13 protein-coding genes are annotated in these 15,673 nt (G+C 66.2%); 10 read left to right on the top strand and 3 right to left on the bottom strand.

The window, feature by feature from the left end; all coding sequences use genetic code 11:
- Window positions 1-3 precede the first annotated feature (3 nt).
- The gene (locus ACWCIA_RS21110; RefSeq protein WP_454166470.1) at window positions 4-639 is read left to right on the top strand and encodes a sulfite oxidase heme-binding subunit YedZ; all 636 of its coding nucleotides are present in this window, start codon (window positions 4-6) and stop codon (window positions 637-639) included.
- A gap of 32 nt (window positions 640-671) precedes the next feature.
- On the opposite strand, the gene lysA is transcribed toward ACWCIA_RS21110, so the two are convergent.
- Together lysA and lptM are read right to left on the bottom strand one after the other, a co-directional pair.
- On the bottom strand, window positions 672-1,952 hold the full coding sequence (gene lysA, locus ACWCIA_RS21105) for a diaminopimelate decarboxylase (protein ID WP_454166469.1): 1,281 nt from the start codon (window positions 1,950-1,952) through the stop codon (window positions 672-674).
- A gap of 5 nt (window positions 1,953-1,957) precedes the next feature.
- Window positions 1,958-2,170, bottom strand: coding sequence for an LPS translocon maturation chaperone LptM (lptM, locus tag ACWCIA_RS21100; protein WP_454166468.1), 213 nt, complete (start codon window positions 2,168-2,170; stop codon window positions 1,958-1,960).
- A 39-nt stretch (window positions 2,171-2,209) separates the two neighbouring features.
- Between lptM and cyaY the strand changes: the two genes are divergently transcribed.
- The gene (gene cyaY / locus ACWCIA_RS21095; RefSeq protein ID WP_454166467.1) at window positions 2,210-2,539 is read left to right on the top strand and encodes an iron donor protein CyaY; all 330 of its coding nucleotides are present in this window, start codon (window positions 2,210-2,212) and stop codon (window positions 2,537-2,539) included.
- 205 nt (window positions 2,540-2,744) lie between these two features.
- On the opposite strand, the gene ACWCIA_RS21090 is transcribed toward cyaY, so the two are convergent.
- On the bottom strand, window positions 2,745-5,084 hold the full coding sequence (locus ACWCIA_RS21090; RefSeq protein WP_454166466.1) for a penicillin-binding protein 1A: 2,340 nt from the start codon (window positions 5,082-5,084) through the stop codon (window positions 2,745-2,747).
- 312 nt (window positions 5,085-5,396) lie between these two features.
- On the opposite strand from ACWCIA_RS21090, the gene ACWCIA_RS21085 reads away from it, so the two are divergent.
- The 8 genes from ACWCIA_RS21085 to ACWCIA_RS21050 all read left to right on the top strand — a co-directional run bounded on the left by ACWCIA_RS21085 (window position 5,397) and on the right by ACWCIA_RS21050 (window position 15,482).
- Entirely contained in the window at window positions 5,397-6,461 is a 1,065-nt protein-coding gene (locus ACWCIA_RS21085; protein WP_454166465.1) for a pilus assembly protein PilM, read from the top strand.
- The gene (locus ACWCIA_RS21080) at window positions 6,461-7,087 is read left to right on the top strand and encodes a PilN domain-containing protein (RefSeq protein WP_454166464.1); all 627 of its coding nucleotides are present in this window, start codon (window positions 6,461-6,463) and stop codon (window positions 7,085-7,087) included. Before ACWCIA_RS21085 ends, ACWCIA_RS21080 begins: the two co-directional genes overlap by 1 nt.
- Window positions 7,084-7,758, top strand: a complete 675-nt coding sequence (locus ACWCIA_RS21075; protein WP_454166463.1) for a type 4a pilus biogenesis protein PilO — start codon at window positions 7,084-7,086, stop codon at window positions 7,756-7,758. The genes ACWCIA_RS21080 and ACWCIA_RS21075 overlap by 4 nt, the downstream gene beginning before the upstream one ends.
- The gene (locus ACWCIA_RS21070) at window positions 7,755-8,303 is read left to right on the top strand and encodes a pilus assembly protein PilP (protein WP_454166462.1); all 549 of its coding nucleotides are present in this window, start codon (window positions 7,755-7,757) and stop codon (window positions 8,301-8,303) included. The genes ACWCIA_RS21075 and ACWCIA_RS21070 overlap by 4 nt, the downstream gene beginning before the upstream one ends.
- Window positions 8,300-10,447, top strand: a complete 2,148-nt coding sequence (gene pilQ / locus ACWCIA_RS21065) for a type IV pilus secretin PilQ (protein ID WP_454166461.1) — start codon at window positions 8,300-8,302, stop codon at window positions 10,445-10,447. Before ACWCIA_RS21070 ends, pilQ begins: the two co-directional genes overlap by 4 nt.
- A gap of 171 nt (window positions 10,448-10,618) precedes the next feature.
- The gene (locus ACWCIA_RS21060) at window positions 10,619-12,595 is read left to right on the top strand and encodes an Ig-like domain-containing protein (RefSeq protein WP_454166460.1); all 1,977 of its coding nucleotides are present in this window, start codon (window positions 10,619-10,621) and stop codon (window positions 12,593-12,595) included.
- 63 nt (window positions 12,596-12,658) lie between these two features.
- Window positions 12,659-14,332 carry a bifunctional shikimate kinase/3-dehydroquinate synthase AroKB gene (gene aroKB, locus ACWCIA_RS21055; protein ID WP_454166459.1) on the top strand — a complete coding sequence of 558 codons (1,674 nt, stop codon included), beginning with the start codon at window positions 12,659-12,661 and terminating at the stop codon, window positions 14,330-14,332.
- Window positions 14,333-14,342: 10 nt separating this feature from the next.
- A complete protein-coding gene (locus ACWCIA_RS21050) occupies window positions 14,343-15,482 on the top strand; it encodes a deoxyguanosinetriphosphate triphosphohydrolase (protein ID WP_454166458.1) in 1,140 nt (379 codons plus the stop codon).
- The last annotated feature ends 191 nt before the right edge of the window (window positions 15,483-15,673 follow it).

Genomic DNA, 15,673 nt, shown 5'->3' with positions numbered 1-15,673 from the left:
TCGATGGCGTTCAATCCCGCACCGAAGCAGCTCTCGCTCATCAAGACCGCCGTGTTCGTCGCGGCGCTGTTGCCCTTCCTGTGGGGCGCCTGGCTGGTCGTGCAGCAGGTGCCGGTCGACCCGCTCGAATACATCACCCACGAGACCGGCGACTGGGCTTTATACCTGCTCTGCATCACGCTGGCGGTGACGCCGCTGCGCCGGCTGAGCGGCTGGAACTGGCTGGTCAAACTGCGGCGCATGCTGGGGTTGTTCACCTTCTTCTACGCGCTGCTGCACTTCATCGCCTTCTTCTGGTTCGACCATTTCTTCGACGTCGCCGGCATGCTGCGCGATGTGGCGAAACGGCCCTTCATCTTGGTCGGCTTCACGGCCTTCGTGCTGCTGATTCCGCTGGCCGCCACCAGCACCAACGGCATGATCAAGCGCCTCGGCGGCAAGCGCTGGCAGTGGCTGCACCGCTTGATCTACCTGATCGCGCCGCTCGCGGTACTGCACTTCTGGTGGATGAAGGCGGCCAAGAACAACCTGGCGCAGCCGATGCTGTTCGCGGCGATCGTCGCTGTGCTGCTGCTGGCGCGGGTGGTCTGGAGCCGGGCCAAGGCGCAGGCACAAAAGAAAAATGCCCCGGTCGTGTGACGGGGGCATTTTTTTCATCTCACTTCATTCGCTTACTTCAGCATCGATTCCAGCGCAAACAGCTCGGCCGGATTCTCGCGCTGGCGAATCACATGCACCTGGTCGCCGTCGACGATGACTTCGGCGGCGCGGCCGCGTGTGTTGTAGTTCGAGGCCATGGTCATGCCGTAGGCGCCGGCGCTCATCATCGCCAGCAGGTCGCCCGGCTCGACGGCCAGCTCGCGGTCCTTCGCCAGCCAGTCGCCCGATTCGCAGACCGGGCCGACCACGTCGTAGACGGCCGGTGCGACGCCCGCGCGCGGGGCAACGGCCTTCATGTCCATCCAGGCGCCGTACAGGGTCGGACGCATCATGTCGTTCATGGCGGCGTCGATGATGCAGAAGTTCTTTTCCACGCCAGGCTTGAGGAACTCGACGCTGGTGAGCAGCACGCCGGTGCTGGCCACGATCGAGCGGCCCGGCTCGAAGATCACCTTGACCGGACGGCCATCGTGGCGCTCGGCGCGCCAGGCGTCGATGCGGGCGAACAGGCGTTGTAAATAGTCGCCGACCGGCACCGGCGGCTTGTCGCCGGCCACGCCGTAGTCGACGCCGAGACCGCCGCCGATGTCGAGGTGGTGGATGTGGATGCCCTCGGCGTCGAGGGTGTCGATCAGTTCGATCAGTTTGTCGAGCGCTTCGAGCAGCGGCGCGTCGTCGAGCAACTGCGAGCCGATGTGGCAGTCGATGCCGACCACGTCCAGGTTCGGCAGCGAGCTTGCTGCGCGGTAGGTGGCCAGCGCATCGTCGAAGGCGACGCCGAATTTATTGGCCTTCAGGCCGGTCGCGATATACGGGTGGGTCTTCGCATCCACGTTCGGGTTCACGCGCAGCGAGACCGGGGCGCGCTTGCCCATGCTGGCGGCCACGTCGTTCAGGCGGTGCAGCTCGGGGATCGACTCGACGTTGAAGCACAGGATGTCCTTTTCCAGTGCCAGGCGCATCTCGGCCACGGTCTTGCCGACGCCCGAGAAGATGACCTTGCCCGGGTCGCCGCCGGCGGCGATCACGCGCAGCAGCTCGCCGCCCGAGACGATGTCGAAGCCGGCGCCTTCGCGCGCCAGCAGGTCGAGGATCGCCAGGTTCGAGTTGGCCTTCATCGCATAGCAGACGAGGGCGTCGCGGCCTGCGCAGGCGTCGGCGTACGCTGCGAAGTTCTCGAGCAGGGCCGATTTCGAATACACGTAGGTCGGCGTGCCGAAGGCGTCGGCGATGTTCGGCAAAGGGGTACGCTCGGCGTGCAGGACGCCGTCTTGGTACGAAAAATGGGACATGGATCTTAGTTGGTGGGGGTAGTGCGTTCGACCGGTGGCGCTGCCGGAACCGTGGTGGACGTTGGCGTCGGCGCCTGCTCCTGCGCCGGGACGGCGTGGGCCTGCGCGGCAGGCCTGGCGGGCGGCTTCGGCATGTAGAGCGGACCGGTCTGGCCGCAGCCGGCGAGGGCGCTGGCTGCGAGCACGGCAACGAAGAGAAGCGCGTTAGGTGACTTCACGATTAGAATCAGGGTTTGATCAAGACCTTGGAGTGTAGCATGACCGAAACCGAATTTTTGGACCTGGCCGAATCGACGCTGGACCGCATCGAAGCCTGCTTTGACGAGCTCAACGACAAGGACGTGGTCGACGTCGAGTGCAAGCGCAACGGCAACGTGCTCGAGATCGAGTTCATCGCCAACGGTTCGAAGATCATCGTCAACAGCCAGGCGCCGCTGCAGGAAATGTGGATGGCGGCGCGCGCCGGCGGTTACCACTACAAGCGGGTAGGCGACGAGTGGCGCAATACGCGCGACGATACGGAGTTCTTCACGGCGCTGTCGGACATCGCCACGCAGCAGGGCGGGGCGCCGGTCAAGCTGGGGTGATTTAGTAGGGTGGGCACTCCGTGCCCACGCGGTACGGCGCCAGCATTACGCCGGCGCCGCTGCATCTTGTGTCGTTCGCCTTTCGAAACGGTATCGATCGGCGGTCCGTTGGCCCAGGTGCTCCTGGAGCCACGTGTTGGATAACGGCACGGCGCCAGCCAACAGGAGGCGCCCGTACCGCGTGGGCACGGGGTGCCCACCCTACTTAAAACAACTCATTCCTCACCGCGTCCTGCGCCTTCTGCTGCGCCGGCGGCGGTGTCGTTCCCACATCCAGCGACTGCACCCCGGTGCCCGGCGGGTTCTCGGCGTAGTAGTACTCGCCGTTGGCCATGATCAGCCCCGGCGGCACCGTGCGTTCCTCGGTCGGCATGGTTTTCAGCACCGTCTGCATGTAGCCGATCCAGATCGGCAGGGCCAGGCCGCCGCCGGTTTCCTTGTTGCCCAGGTTCTTGGGCTGGTCGTAGCCCATCCAGGCGATGCCGACCAGTTTCGGCTGGTAGCCGGCGAACCAGGCGTCGATCGAGTCGTTGGTGGTGCCGGTTTTGCCGGCGATGTCGGTGCGCTTGAGGATTTGCGAGGCCTTGGCCGCGGTGCCGTAGCGCGCCACGTCGCGCAGCATGCTGTCCATCAGGAAGGCGTTGCGCGCGTCGATCACGCGGTTGGCCTCGACGCCGGCGCGCTCCGGACGCGCTTCGGAGAGCACCTTGCCCGAGCTGTCCGTCACCTTCGAGATCAGGTAGGGGCTGACGCGGTAGCCGCCGTTGGCGAACACGGCGTAGGCGCCGGCCATCTGCAGCGGCGTGGTCGCGCCCGCGCCCAGCGCCAGGGTCAGGTAGGGCGGATTGCGCTCGGCGTCGAAGCCGAAGCGGGTCGCGTATTCCTGGCCGTAGCGTGCGCCGATGCGGTTCAGGATGCGGATCGAGACCATGTTCTTCGACTTGGTCAGGCCGCGCCGCATCGTCATCGGGCCTTCGTACTTGGCGTCGTAGTTCTTCGGCTCCCAGGCCTGGCCGCCGGTCTGGCCGGCGTCGAAGGAAATCGGCGCGTCGTTGACCAGGGTCGCCGGCGACAGGCCGCGCTCGAGCGAGGCCGAATAGATGAACGGTTTAAAGGAGGAACCCGGCTGGCGCCAGGCCTGCGTCACGTGGTTGAATTTATTCCGGTTGTAGTCGAAGCCGCCCACCAAGGCCTTGATCGCGCCGTCCTCGGTGCTGGCCGACACGAAGGCCGATTCGACCAGCGGCATCTGCGTGATCTTCCAGTCGGCGCCGCCGTCCTGCATCACGCGGATCAGGGCGCCGCGACGGATGCGGCGGTTCGGCTGTGCCTTGCTCGACAGCCAGTTCGAGGCAAACGACAGGCCGGGACCGGTGATCTTGATCTCTTCGCCCGAGGCCAGCACGGCGGTGACGCTCGACGGCGATGCCGCCAGCACCACGGCGGCGACGATGTCGTCGCTGTCGGGCTTCTCGGCCAGTTCCGCCTCGATGGCTTCATCGGCTTCGGTCTTGTCCTTCGGGATGTCGATATACGACTCCGGGCCACGGTAGGGGTGGCGGCGCTCGTAATCCATCACGCCTCGGCGCACGGCGAGGTAGGCCGCGTCCTGGTCGGCCTTGGTGATCGTGGTGAACACGTTCAGGCCGCGCGTATAGGTGTCTTCCTTGAACTGTTCATAGACCAGCTGGCGCGCCATCTCGGCCACGTACTCGGCATGCACGCCGAAGGCGGTGCTGTCGGTCTTGATGGTCAGTTCCTCGTTCTTTGCGGTCTCGAACTGGGCGTCGGTGATGTAGCCCAGCGAATGCATGCGCTGCAGGATGTACTGCTGGCGCGTGCGGGCGCGGGTCGGGTTCACGACCGGGTTGTAGGCGGAAGGCGCCTTCGGCAGGCCGGCCAGCATCGCCGCTTCGGCCACGCTGATGTCACGCAGATCCTTGCCGAAGTAGATCTGGGCCGCCGACTGGAAGCCGAAGGCGCGCTGGCCCAGGTAGATCTGGTTCATGTAGACCTCGAGGATCTGGTCCTTGGTCAGGTTCTTTTCGATCTTCCAGGCCAGCAGTGCCTCGTAGGCCTTGCGCTTGAGCGTTTGCTCGCTCGACAGGAAGAAGTTGCGCGCCACCTGCTGGGTGATGGTCGAGGCGCCCTGGCGCGAGCCGCTGGTGGCATTGTGCAGCATCGCGCGCAGCACGCCCCAGTAGTCGACGCCGCCGTGTTCGTAGAAGCGGTCGTCCTCGATCGACAGCACCGCCTTTTTCATGACGTCCGGGATCTCCTTGAAGCGCACCAGGGTCCGGCGCTCCTCGCCGAACTCGCCGATGAGGACGTTATCGGCCGTGAAGATCCGCAGCGGCATCTTCGGGCGGTAATCGGTGATGGTGTCGAGCGCAGGCAGGTTCGGGTAGGCCATGGCCAGCGCGAACACGACCAGCAGCACGCCGACCAGGGCCAGGCCGGTGAGGCCGGCAAAGGCGAGCAGGATGAGCCGTTTCGGGCTGTATTTATTCGGCGCCGACGATTTTGATGATTGGGAAGATTTCATGCTTGGCTTCACTGTGTTGATCCGCCTCATTATAAGGCACCCCATCTTCAAGCGGCGCGGGCTCAGCCGGACAACTGCTTTGTGGTATGGCTGACAAGGGGTATTAACAAGGGAATATCGGATTGTGGCATCCCCGCCGGATTGTAATGTTCCAGTGTAGAAATATCTTGTCGCCACGCACTATTATCGCTACGATTTGATGCAGTGCCTCATAAATGTGCACTAAGTTACTGTATCTCAACAAGACATTTCCCCCGCGCGGGCGTTGAAACATTGGTCTGCCAGGCAGACAGCAGCTGAGGGAGTACGCTCGTGATCAATCTAGGTTCCTTGTTCGGAAAGTCGAGCCAGCCGCTTGCCGGCCTCGACATCAGCACGTCGGGCTTGCGCCTGGTCGAGCTGGCCGATGCCGGCAAGGGCGTGCTGCGGCTCGAGCGCCATGCGTTCGAAGCGCTGCCGCGCGGCGCCGTCGTGGACGGCAATATCGAAAACTTCGACCAGGTCGCCGAGGCCGTGCGCCGGGTCTGGAAGAAAAGCGGCACCAAGGCCCGCCTGGTCGCCCTCGGCATGCCGCCGGCGGCCGTCATCACCAAGAAAATCATCCTGCCGGCCGGCATGGCCGAAGACCAGCTCGAAGTGCAGGTCGAATCCGAAGCCAGCCAGTACATCCCCTTCGCGCTCGACGAGGTCAGCCTCGACTTCGACGTGGTCGGCCCGGCCGCCAATTCGCCGGAAGACATGGAAGTGATGCTGGCCGCCGCGCGCCGCGAAAAGGTCGAGGACCGGGTCGCCGTCGCCGAGGCCGCGGGCATCACCGCCACCGTGATGGACATCGAATCCTACGCCGCGCGTGCCGCCCTCGAACGCGCTGCGCCGGGTGGACCGGAAAAGATCGTTGCCCTGTTCCAGATCGGCGCCGGCATGACCCACGTCTCGATGCTGCAGAACGGCGACACCATCTATGAGCGCGAGCAGCCTTTCGGCGGCAACGCGCTGACCCAGGAAATCGTGCGCGCCTACGGCATGTCCTACGAGGATGCCGAGGCACGCAAGAAATCGGGCGACCTGCCGGAGAACTTCCGCGCCGACCTGCTTACTCCCTTTCTGGAAAACGCCGCGATGGAAGTCACGCGCGCGATCCAGTTCTTCTTCACCTCGACCCCGTACACCCGCATCGACCAGATCTGGCTCGCCGGCGGCAGCGCCCAGCTGCCCGGGCTGGCCGAACTGATCGGCGGACGCACCCGCATCCCGACGGCCGCCGTGGCGCCCTTCGACGGCATGCTGCTCAGTGCCGGCATGCGCGAGCAGCAGCTGCGCCAGGAGGGGCCGTCGTATCTCGTTGCCTGCGGCCTGGCGCTGCGGAGGTTTGGCTGATGATCCGGATTAACCTGCTCCCGCACCGGGAAGCGAAACGCAAACAGAAGCAGGCGGCCTTCATCGCCATGCTGGTGCTCGGCGGCCTGCTGGGCGCGGCCGTGGTGCTGCTGGTGGGCGGCTGGAACGCCAGCCGCATCGCCATCCAGGAAGAGCGCAACAACGTCCTGCGCACCGAGAACGCGGAACTCGACAAGAAGATCAAGGCCATCGCCACCCTGAAGGAAGAGATCAACGCGCTGAAATCGCGCCAGCAGGCCGTCGAAGACCTGCAGGGCGACCGCAACCAGCCGGTCTACCTGTTCGACGAGCTGGTGCGCCAGGCGCCGGACGGCGTCTACCTGAAGGGCTTCGAGCAGAAAGGCCAGCGCGTGGTCCTGAACGGCTATGCCCAGTCGCAGGAACGCGTGGCCGAGCTGCTGCGCAACCTCTCGAGCAATTCGCCCTGGCTCGAGCGTCCCGAGCTGAGCGAGGTGAAGGCGGCCGTGCTCACCCAGGACAAGATCGCGCGCAAGGCGGTCGAGTTCACGCTGGCCGTGGCGATCAAGCGCGCCCGCGAGGCCGACGAGACCGAAGCACCAGGCAAGGCGCCGGGCGCCGGCGCCGCCGGAGGAAGCACCCCATGAACATCGATGTCAAACAACTGGGCGCCGAGCTGGCGTCCCAATTCCAGGGCCTGGAAGGCCGCCCGCCCGGCCTGTGGCCGCTGGCGCCGCGCCTGCTGTGCGCGGCCGGCGTGCTCGCCGCCGTCGTCGGCCTCGGCCACTTCCTGTACTGGAGCGGCCAGTTCGAAACCCAGGAGGCGCTCGCCAGCGAGGAAACCACGCTGCGCGAGGAATACCGCATGAAGATCGCGCAGGCCGCCAACCTGGAAGCGCTGCAGGCGCAGAAGCTGCAGGTCGACCAGTCGGTCGAGCGCCTGGAGAAGCAGTTGCCAAGCAAGGCCGAGATGGCCGCGCTGCTGTCGGACATTAACCAGGCCGGCGTCGGCCGTGGCCTGCAGTTCGAGCTGTTCCGCCCCGACCAGATCGTCGTGCGTGACTACTACGCCGAGCTGCCGATCGCCATCAAGATCAGCGGCAGCTACCACGACCTGGGCGCGTTTGCCGCCGACATGGCCCACCTGCCGCGCATCGTCACGCTCAACAACATGGCGCTGAAGGCGGACAAGGACGGCAAGCTGACCCTGGACGCGATCGCCAAGACCTTCCGCTACCTCGACGCCGACGAACTGGCGACGCAGAAGGCGGCACGCCTGAAGGCGAAGAAGAACACGCAAGCAGGGGGCACGCCATGACGACCTTACACAAGGCATCCAGCCCGATGCTGGCCCTGACGCTGGCCCTGCTGCTGGCCGGCTGCGGCGACAGCGACGTGCGCGAAGTGCGCACCTGGATGGAAGAAACGAAGGCGCAGACCCAGCCGATGGTCAAGCCGCTGCCGGCGCCCAAGGAATTCGTGCCCTACGCCTACGACCAGCAGGGCGCGGTCGATCCGTTCAACCCGGACAAGCTGGCCGGGCCGGGCGGCATGCCGCAAGAGCCGAGCGCCGGGCAGCCGGACATGAACCGCCCGCGCGAAGCGCTGGAAAATTATCCGCTCGACACCATGCGGATGGTCGGTATGATGCAGAAGGACGGTGTCGGGTTTGCCCTGGTGCAAATCGAACGCAGCGTCTACCGAATCAAGGCAGGACAGCGCCTGGGCCAGAACTTCGGCCAGGTGGTGCGCGTGACGCCCGTCGCGGTCGAGATTCGGGAAGTGGTACAGGACGCGGGCGGCGATTGGGTCGAGCGGATATCGAAGCTGGAATTGCAGGAAAGTAAGGAGATCGGGAAATGACCCCATTCGCAATGAAATGCGTGGCGCTGGTGCTGGCCGTCGGCGCCGGTATCGGTTCGGCCTGGGCACAGGAGAATGCGATCGAATCGATCACGGCCAACCAGCAGGGCGCCAATGTGGTGGTCAACATCGCCATGAAGAACGCCCCCGCCAGGCTGCCGCTCGGTTTCGCGATCACCAACCCGGCGCGCATCGCCCTCGACTTCGGCGCCACCAGCAATGCCACCGGCAAGAACACGCAAGAGATCAACCTCGGTGAAGTGCGCGGCGTGAACGTGGTGCAGGCCGGCGAGCGCACCCGCCTCGTGATGAACCTGAAGCGCCCGGTCGCGTATGCGACGGCGATCGACGGCAAGTCGGTGCTGGTCACCGTCGAAGGCGCGGGCGCTCAGGCAGCTGCTCCGGCGCCCGCCGCCACCACGTCGGCCTCGGCAGCTCCCGCCGCCGCGCCCCGTCAACAACTGCGCAACCTCGACTTCCGCCGCGGCAGCGACGGCGAAGGCCGCGTCGTGGTCGACCTCCCGCACGGGAACGTCGCGGTCGACGTGCGCCAGCTCGGCAACCGGGTGCAGGTCGATTTCTTCAACACCGGCCTGCCGGAGACCCTGCGCCGCCGCCTCGACGTGACCGATTTCGGCACCCCGGTCTCGCGCGTGACGACCAGCGCCAACGGTGCCAACACGCGCATGATCATCGAAGCCCAGGGTAACTGGGAGCAGTCGGTGTTCCAGAGCGACACCCAGCTGGTGGTCGCCGTGCGCCCGGTGAAGGAAGACCCGAACAAGCTGGCGCAGGGCGTCCAGGGCTTCCGCGGCGAGAAGATCAGCTTCGATTTCCAGAACATCGAAGTGCGCGCCGCGCTGCAGGCGGTGGCCGACATCTCGGGCCTGAACATCATCGCCAGCGATTCGGTCGCCGGCAGCCTGACCCTGCGTCTGAAGGACGTGCCCTGGGACCAGGCGCTCGACGTCATCCTGCAATCGAAGGGCCTCGACATGCGCAAGAACGGCACGGTCATCTGGATCGCGCCGAAGGAAGAGCTGCTGACCAAGGAAAAGCTGGAACTCGAGCAGCGTGCCCAGATTTCCGACCTCGAGCCGCTGAAATCCGAAATCTTCCAGCTGAACTACCAGAAGGCCGAGTCCTTCCGCACCGTGTTCGGCCTCGACGCCGGCGGCGGCGCCAGCGCCGACACCCGCAACCGCGTGCTGTCGCGCCGCGGCAGCGCCATCATCGACCCGCGCACGAACCAGCTGTTCGTGACCGACATCGCGTCGAAGATCGAAGACATCCGCATGCTGATCCAGAAGACCGACGTCGCCTCCAAGCAGGTGCTGATCGAAGCGCGCCTGGTCGAAGCGAACGACGGCTTCTCGCGCAACCTGGGCGCCAAGATCGGCTTCAACGACATGCGCGGCCTGCGCGGCGGCGACGCCGGCTACGGCATCGGCGGCAACAACCGCGTCGCCATCGGCGGCAACCTGGCCGACGTCGGCACGATCACCGGCCAGACGGGAGAGGGCACCAACGGTTTCGGCAACACGACGATGGTCAACCTGCCGGCAGCGGCGATCGGCGGCATCTCGCCTTCGACCCTGGCGTTCTCGCTGTTCTCGTCGGCCGACAACCGCTTCCTGAACCTGGAACTGTCGGCGCTGGAAGCGGACGGCAAGGGCAAGATCATCTCCAGCCCGCGCGTGGTCACCGAAGACAAGATGGTGGCCGTGATCGAGCAGGGCATCGAACTGCCGTACCAGGTCGCCTCCTCGAGCGGCGCCACCTCGATCGAATTCAAGAAGGCCAACCTGCGCCTGGAAGTGACGCCGCAGATCACCCCCGACGGCAACGTCGTGCTGGAAGTCGACGTCAGCAAGGATTCGAAGGGAGAAGAGACACGCGCCGGCTTTGCGATCAACACCCAGCACGTGAAGACCAAGGTCATGGTCGAGAACGGCGGGACGGTGGTGCTGGGCGGTATCTACCAGCAGACCGAGCGCAGCAACGAGTCAAAAGTGCCGCTGCTGGGCGATATCCCGGTGGTCGGTTACCTGTTCAAGACCCAGGGACGCGAGAACGCGAAGACGGAACTGCTGGTCTTCATCACGCCGAAGATCGTGGCCGACCGCGTGGCCGGCGCGCGCTGAGCGGCGTCCTGGCCTTTGACGAGGACACCGTTACCCGACCAGTTGTAAAGAAATAAAGCGTTACACCCACAGCGACACGCCACCGCGTGTCGCTGTGTCGTTTCAGGGACCGCAATGTATGCCGCTTGCATCGTCCGCCATATCGAACAATTAACAAGAACTGGAACCATCATGCAGGACATCCTGAAAAGCACCCCGGCCTCCCACGCACGCACGGCGGCCCTGACCCTGATCGCCGCGGCGGTCCTTTCCGCCTGCGGCGGCGGTGGCGGCGACCCCGGTGCGGTCGCGCCGCCGGCCAGCAGCGGCGGCACGGCGCCGACCACCCCGACCACCCCGGTGGCGTCGGCCGCCCCGACGGTGACCCTGAGCACCCTGTCGAGCGGCGGCCAGGCCAGCAACTCGCTCACCGGCGCGACGCCGCTGACGGTGCAGGCCGTGATCAAGGATGCCGCCGGCAAGCCGGTGCCGAACGCGCTGGTGACCTTCGCGACCGACGCTTCGCTGGCCGTGTTTTCGCCCTCGGCCGGCACCGCGCTGACCGACGCCAACGGCGTGGCCCGCGTCACCCTGCGCGCCGCCAGCCTGGCCGCGGGCGGCGCCGCCAAGCTGACCGTGACGAGCAGCGTCGCCGGCACCACCGCCACCAGCGAGACCAACTACATGGTCGGCGCCACCACGCTCACCTTCGGTACGCTCAAGGCGGAGTCGGACAGCATCGCCGCTTACGGCACGACCAACCTGTCGGTCGACCTGCTCGCCGGCGGCGCGCGCTACACGGCGCAGCCGGTCAACGTGCACTTCAGCTCGGCCTGCGTCGCCGCCGGCAAGGCCTCGCTGGCCGCCACCGTCGCGACCAACGGCGGCGTCGCAACCACCGTGTACCGCGACCTCGGCTGCGCCAACAACGACGTCATCACGGTCACTTCCGATGGCGTCTCGGTCCCGGCCAGCGCCCCCCTGAAGATCTCGCTGCCCGATGCGGCCTCGGTGCAGTTCGTCTCGGCCTCGCCGACCGACAAGTCGATCGTGATCCGCGGCCAGGGCGGCCTCAATCGCACCGAGACGGCCACCCTGAAGTTCCGCGTGTTCGACAAGTTCGGCAATCCGCTGCCGCGCCGTCTCGTCGAGTTCAGGCCATCGACCAACCTGGTCAGCCTCAACAAGCTAAGCGACAGCACCGACGAGAACGGCGAGGTGATCACCACCGTCAACTCGGGCACGGTACCGACCTCGTTCCGCATCTTCGCCACGCTGCCCGGGACCGCCACCACGACCAGTCCCGACATTTCGACCACCTCCGACTCGATCGTGGTGACCACCGGCTTGCCGGTCCAGCGCGCGTTCTCGCTCAGCGCCCCCAAGTTCAACCTCGAGGGCTGGAACTACGACAGCAGCCCGACCGAACCGGCCACCCGGATCCAGGTCATGATCGCCGACAGCTCCGGCAACCCCGTGCCGGACGGTACCCCGGTGGTCTTCCAGACGAATATGGGCTCGGTCGGCTCGTCGGACAAAGGCGGCTGCAACACGGTCAACGGCGGCTGCTCGGTCGACTTCCGCACCCAGGCGCCGCGCATCCCGACGCCGGGCCTGCCGGCGACCCCCTGCAACACCGGCAGCGGCGCCGGCGTCAGCCCGGACAGCACCCGTGCCGGCCTGGCGACGATCTGCGCCAGCAGCACCGACGGCAGCAACACGATCTTCGCCAAGCTCGGCCTGTTCTTCGGCGGCGGCGGTGCGGCCAACGTCTTCCTCGACGGCGTCAAGCTGGCTCCGCCGGCCGTGACGGACCTGGGCACCGTGCGTGCGACCGAGTCCAAGGTCTTCGTGCTGCAGCTGAACGACGTCAACCTGAACCCGATGCCCTTCGGTACCAAGGTCGAGGTGACCAATGTGGTCAACGGCTCCGCCGCTCCGGTGGTGCCGGCCACGGTGCCGAACATCTACCCGCATACGTCCAGCGGTGACGACATCACCGGCAACAACGTCTCGGGTGCGCAGGGTTCCTCGCATACTTTCTCGATTTCCAACCCGGGCGGAAAGGACTGCACGGCCCCGGTCACGTCGACCTTTAACGTCACCGTCACCTCGCCAACCACGGTGGTGACGACGATTCCGTTTAAACTGGCGTTCAGCTGCCCGTAATCGAAGTGACCAACGGGGGACCGTAACAACAGGCGGCCAGGCTCGTACTGGCCGTTTGTCTTTTTGAGCGACGTCGATATCGTGCCCGAGGAAAAACAACACAACATCTTTCTGGTCGGCCTGATGGGGTCTGGCAAGACCACCATCGGCCGCCAGCTCGCACGCCGGCTGGGCAAGCGCTTCGTCGATTCCGATCACGCGATCGAGGCGCGTACCGGCGCCACCATCCCCTGGATCTTCGAGATCGAAGGGGAGGCCAGCTTTCGCCGGCGCGAAGCGGACATGATCCGCGAGCTGACGGGCCAGCGCGGCATCGTGCTGGCCACCGGCGGCGGCGCCGTGCTCGACGCCGCCAGCCGCGCCTACCTGGCCGAGCGCGGCACCGTGATCTACCTGCGCGCCGGCATCGGCAGCATCCTGCAGCGCACCTCGCACGACAAGAACCGCCCGCTGCTGCAGACCGCCGACCCGCGCAAGAAACTCGAGGAGCTGCTGGCCCAGCGCGAGCCGCTCTACCGCGAGATCGCGGACCTCGTCATCGATACCGGCCGACCTAACGTACAATCGATGGTTCAGACAATTTTGGACCAGCTGGACGCGCTCGAAGCAGGACGCGCCCGGCGCGCAAGGGCGGCCTCGATGAACGAACAAGCACACATCAACCTCAACGTCGACCTGGGCGAGCGCAGCTACCCGATCGCCATCGGCTCCGGCGTCATCCGGGACAGCGCGCTGCTGGCGCGCCACGTCGGCGGCAACAAGGTCGCCATCGTCACCAACACCACCGTGGCGCCGCTCTACCTGGAAACCGTGGCGGCGCCGCTGCGCGCGGCCGGGCGCGACGTGGTGGAAATCATCCTGCCCGACGGCGAGGAACACAAGCACTGGGGCTCGCTGATGCAGGTGTTCGACGCCCTGCTGGCCAACAAGTGCGACCGCAAGACCACCCTGGTCGCCCTCGGCGGCGGCGTGATCGGCGACCTCACCGGCTTTGCCGCCGCCAGCTACATGCGCGGCGTGCCCTTCGTGCAGATCCCAACCACGCTGCTGGCGCAAGTCGACTCCTCGGTGGGCGGCAAGACCGGCATCAACCACCCGCTCGGGAAGAACATGATCGGCGCCTTCTACCAGCCGCGCGCGGTACTGGCCGACACCAGTACGCTGTCGACCCTGCCGCCGCGCGAGCTGTCGGCGGGCCTGGCCGAAGTCATCAAGCACGGCGCCATCCTCGACGCGGACTTCTTCGACTGGATCGAAGCGAACATCGGCGCGCTGATGGCGCGCGACGCGCAGGCGCTGTCGCACGCGATCGCGCGTTCCTGCGAGATCAAGGCCGACGTCGTGCGCCGGGACGAGCGCGAAGGCGGCCTGCGCGCCGTCCTCAATTTCGGCCACACCTTCGGCCACGCGATCGAGGCGGGCCTGGGCTATGGCGCATGGCTGCACGGCGAAGCGGTCGGCTGCGGCATGGTGATGGCGGCCGACCTGTCGCAGCGCCTGGGCTTCATCGACGCGGCCGCGGTCGAACGCGTGCGCGCGCTGGTGAAGGCTGCGGGGCTGCCGACGGCTGCCCCCGACCTCGGCGAGGCACGCTGGATCGAGCTGATGGAAGTGGACAAGAAGAACGAGGGCGGGGCGATCAAGTTCATCCTCCTCAAACCCCTGGGCAGCCCGAGCATCACCAGCGTGCCGCAGGAGCTGCTGCTGGCCACCCTGGACGCCTGCATACAACGATAAGGACAGCCGCATGATCGACTTCGACGCCCACCTGGCCCCGTATGCCGCGCACTCGTCGAAGTCGCGCGGCCGCCGCTATCCGGAACCGGCGCCGGGCTCGCGCAGCCAGTTCCAGCGCGACCGCGACCGCATCATCCATTCCACCGCCTTCCGCCGCCTCGAATACAAGACGCAGGTCTTCCTGAACCACGAGGGAGATTTGTTCCGCACGCGCCTGACGCATTCGATCGAAGTGGCGCAGATCGGCCGCACGCTGGCGCGCAGCCTGCGCCTGAACGAAGACCTGGTCGAGGCCACCGCGCTTGCGCACGACCTCGGCCACACGCCCTTCGGCCACGTCGGCCAGGACGTGCTCAACGAATGCATGAAGGACTACGGCGGCTTCGAGCACAACCTGCAGAGCCTGCGCGTGGTCGACCACCTGGAAGAGCACTACGGCGCCTTCGACGGCCTGAACCTGAGCTTCGAGACGCGCGAGGGCATCCTCAAGCACTGCTCGCCGAACAATGCGCGCCTGCTGGGAGAGCTGGGCCAGCGCTTCCTCGACAAGACCCAGCCGAGCCTGGAAGCGCAGTTGACCAACCTGGCCGACGAAATCGCCTACAACAACCACGACATCGACGACGGCCTGCGTTCCGGCCTGCTCACGATGGAGCAGATGATGGAAGTCGAGCTGTTCGCGCGCCACCGCAATACGGTCGAGGCGCAGTACCCGGGCCTGCCGGGACGGCGCGCCCTGTACGAGACGATCCGCCTGATGATCACGGCGATGACGGCCGACCTGGTCGAGACCTCGGCCGCGCGCCTCGTCGAGGCCGCGCCGCAGAGCATCGACGACGTGCGCGCCGCGCCGCCCCTGATCCGCTTCTCGGACCAGATGCGCGCCGAGACCACGGCCCTGAAACGCTTCCTGTACGCGAACCTGTACCGCCACTTCAAGGTCAACCGCATGCGCGTCAAAGCCAGCCGCATCGTGCGCGAACTGTTCGACGCCTTCATGACCGACCCGGTGCTGCTGCCGCCGGATTACCAGGTGGCGGCGGGGGACACGCACAAGCAGGCGAGGAAGATTGCGGATTACATTGCGGGGATGACGGACCGGTATGCGATCCGCGAGCACAGGCGGATTTTTTCGCTGGATGAGTTGTAGGGTGGAGTCCTGACTCCACGCGGTACCACGGTGGCATGTCGAAACGTTTCGATATGCCGGGGCCGCACACGCGTGGAGTCGGGACTCCGGTGAAGCCGTGGGGGGGGGGGCGGGGGGGCGCCCCCCCGCCCCCACCCACCCCCCAACAACCCGCCGGGCGCCGGGCCCCCGCCATATATTTATTGTGCGCG

The organism is Massilia sp. SYSU DXS3249, assembly GCF_053668055.1.
The sequence above is the reverse complement of the archived record's forward strand: the minus strand, read 5'-3'. Positions and strand labels throughout refer to the sequence as shown.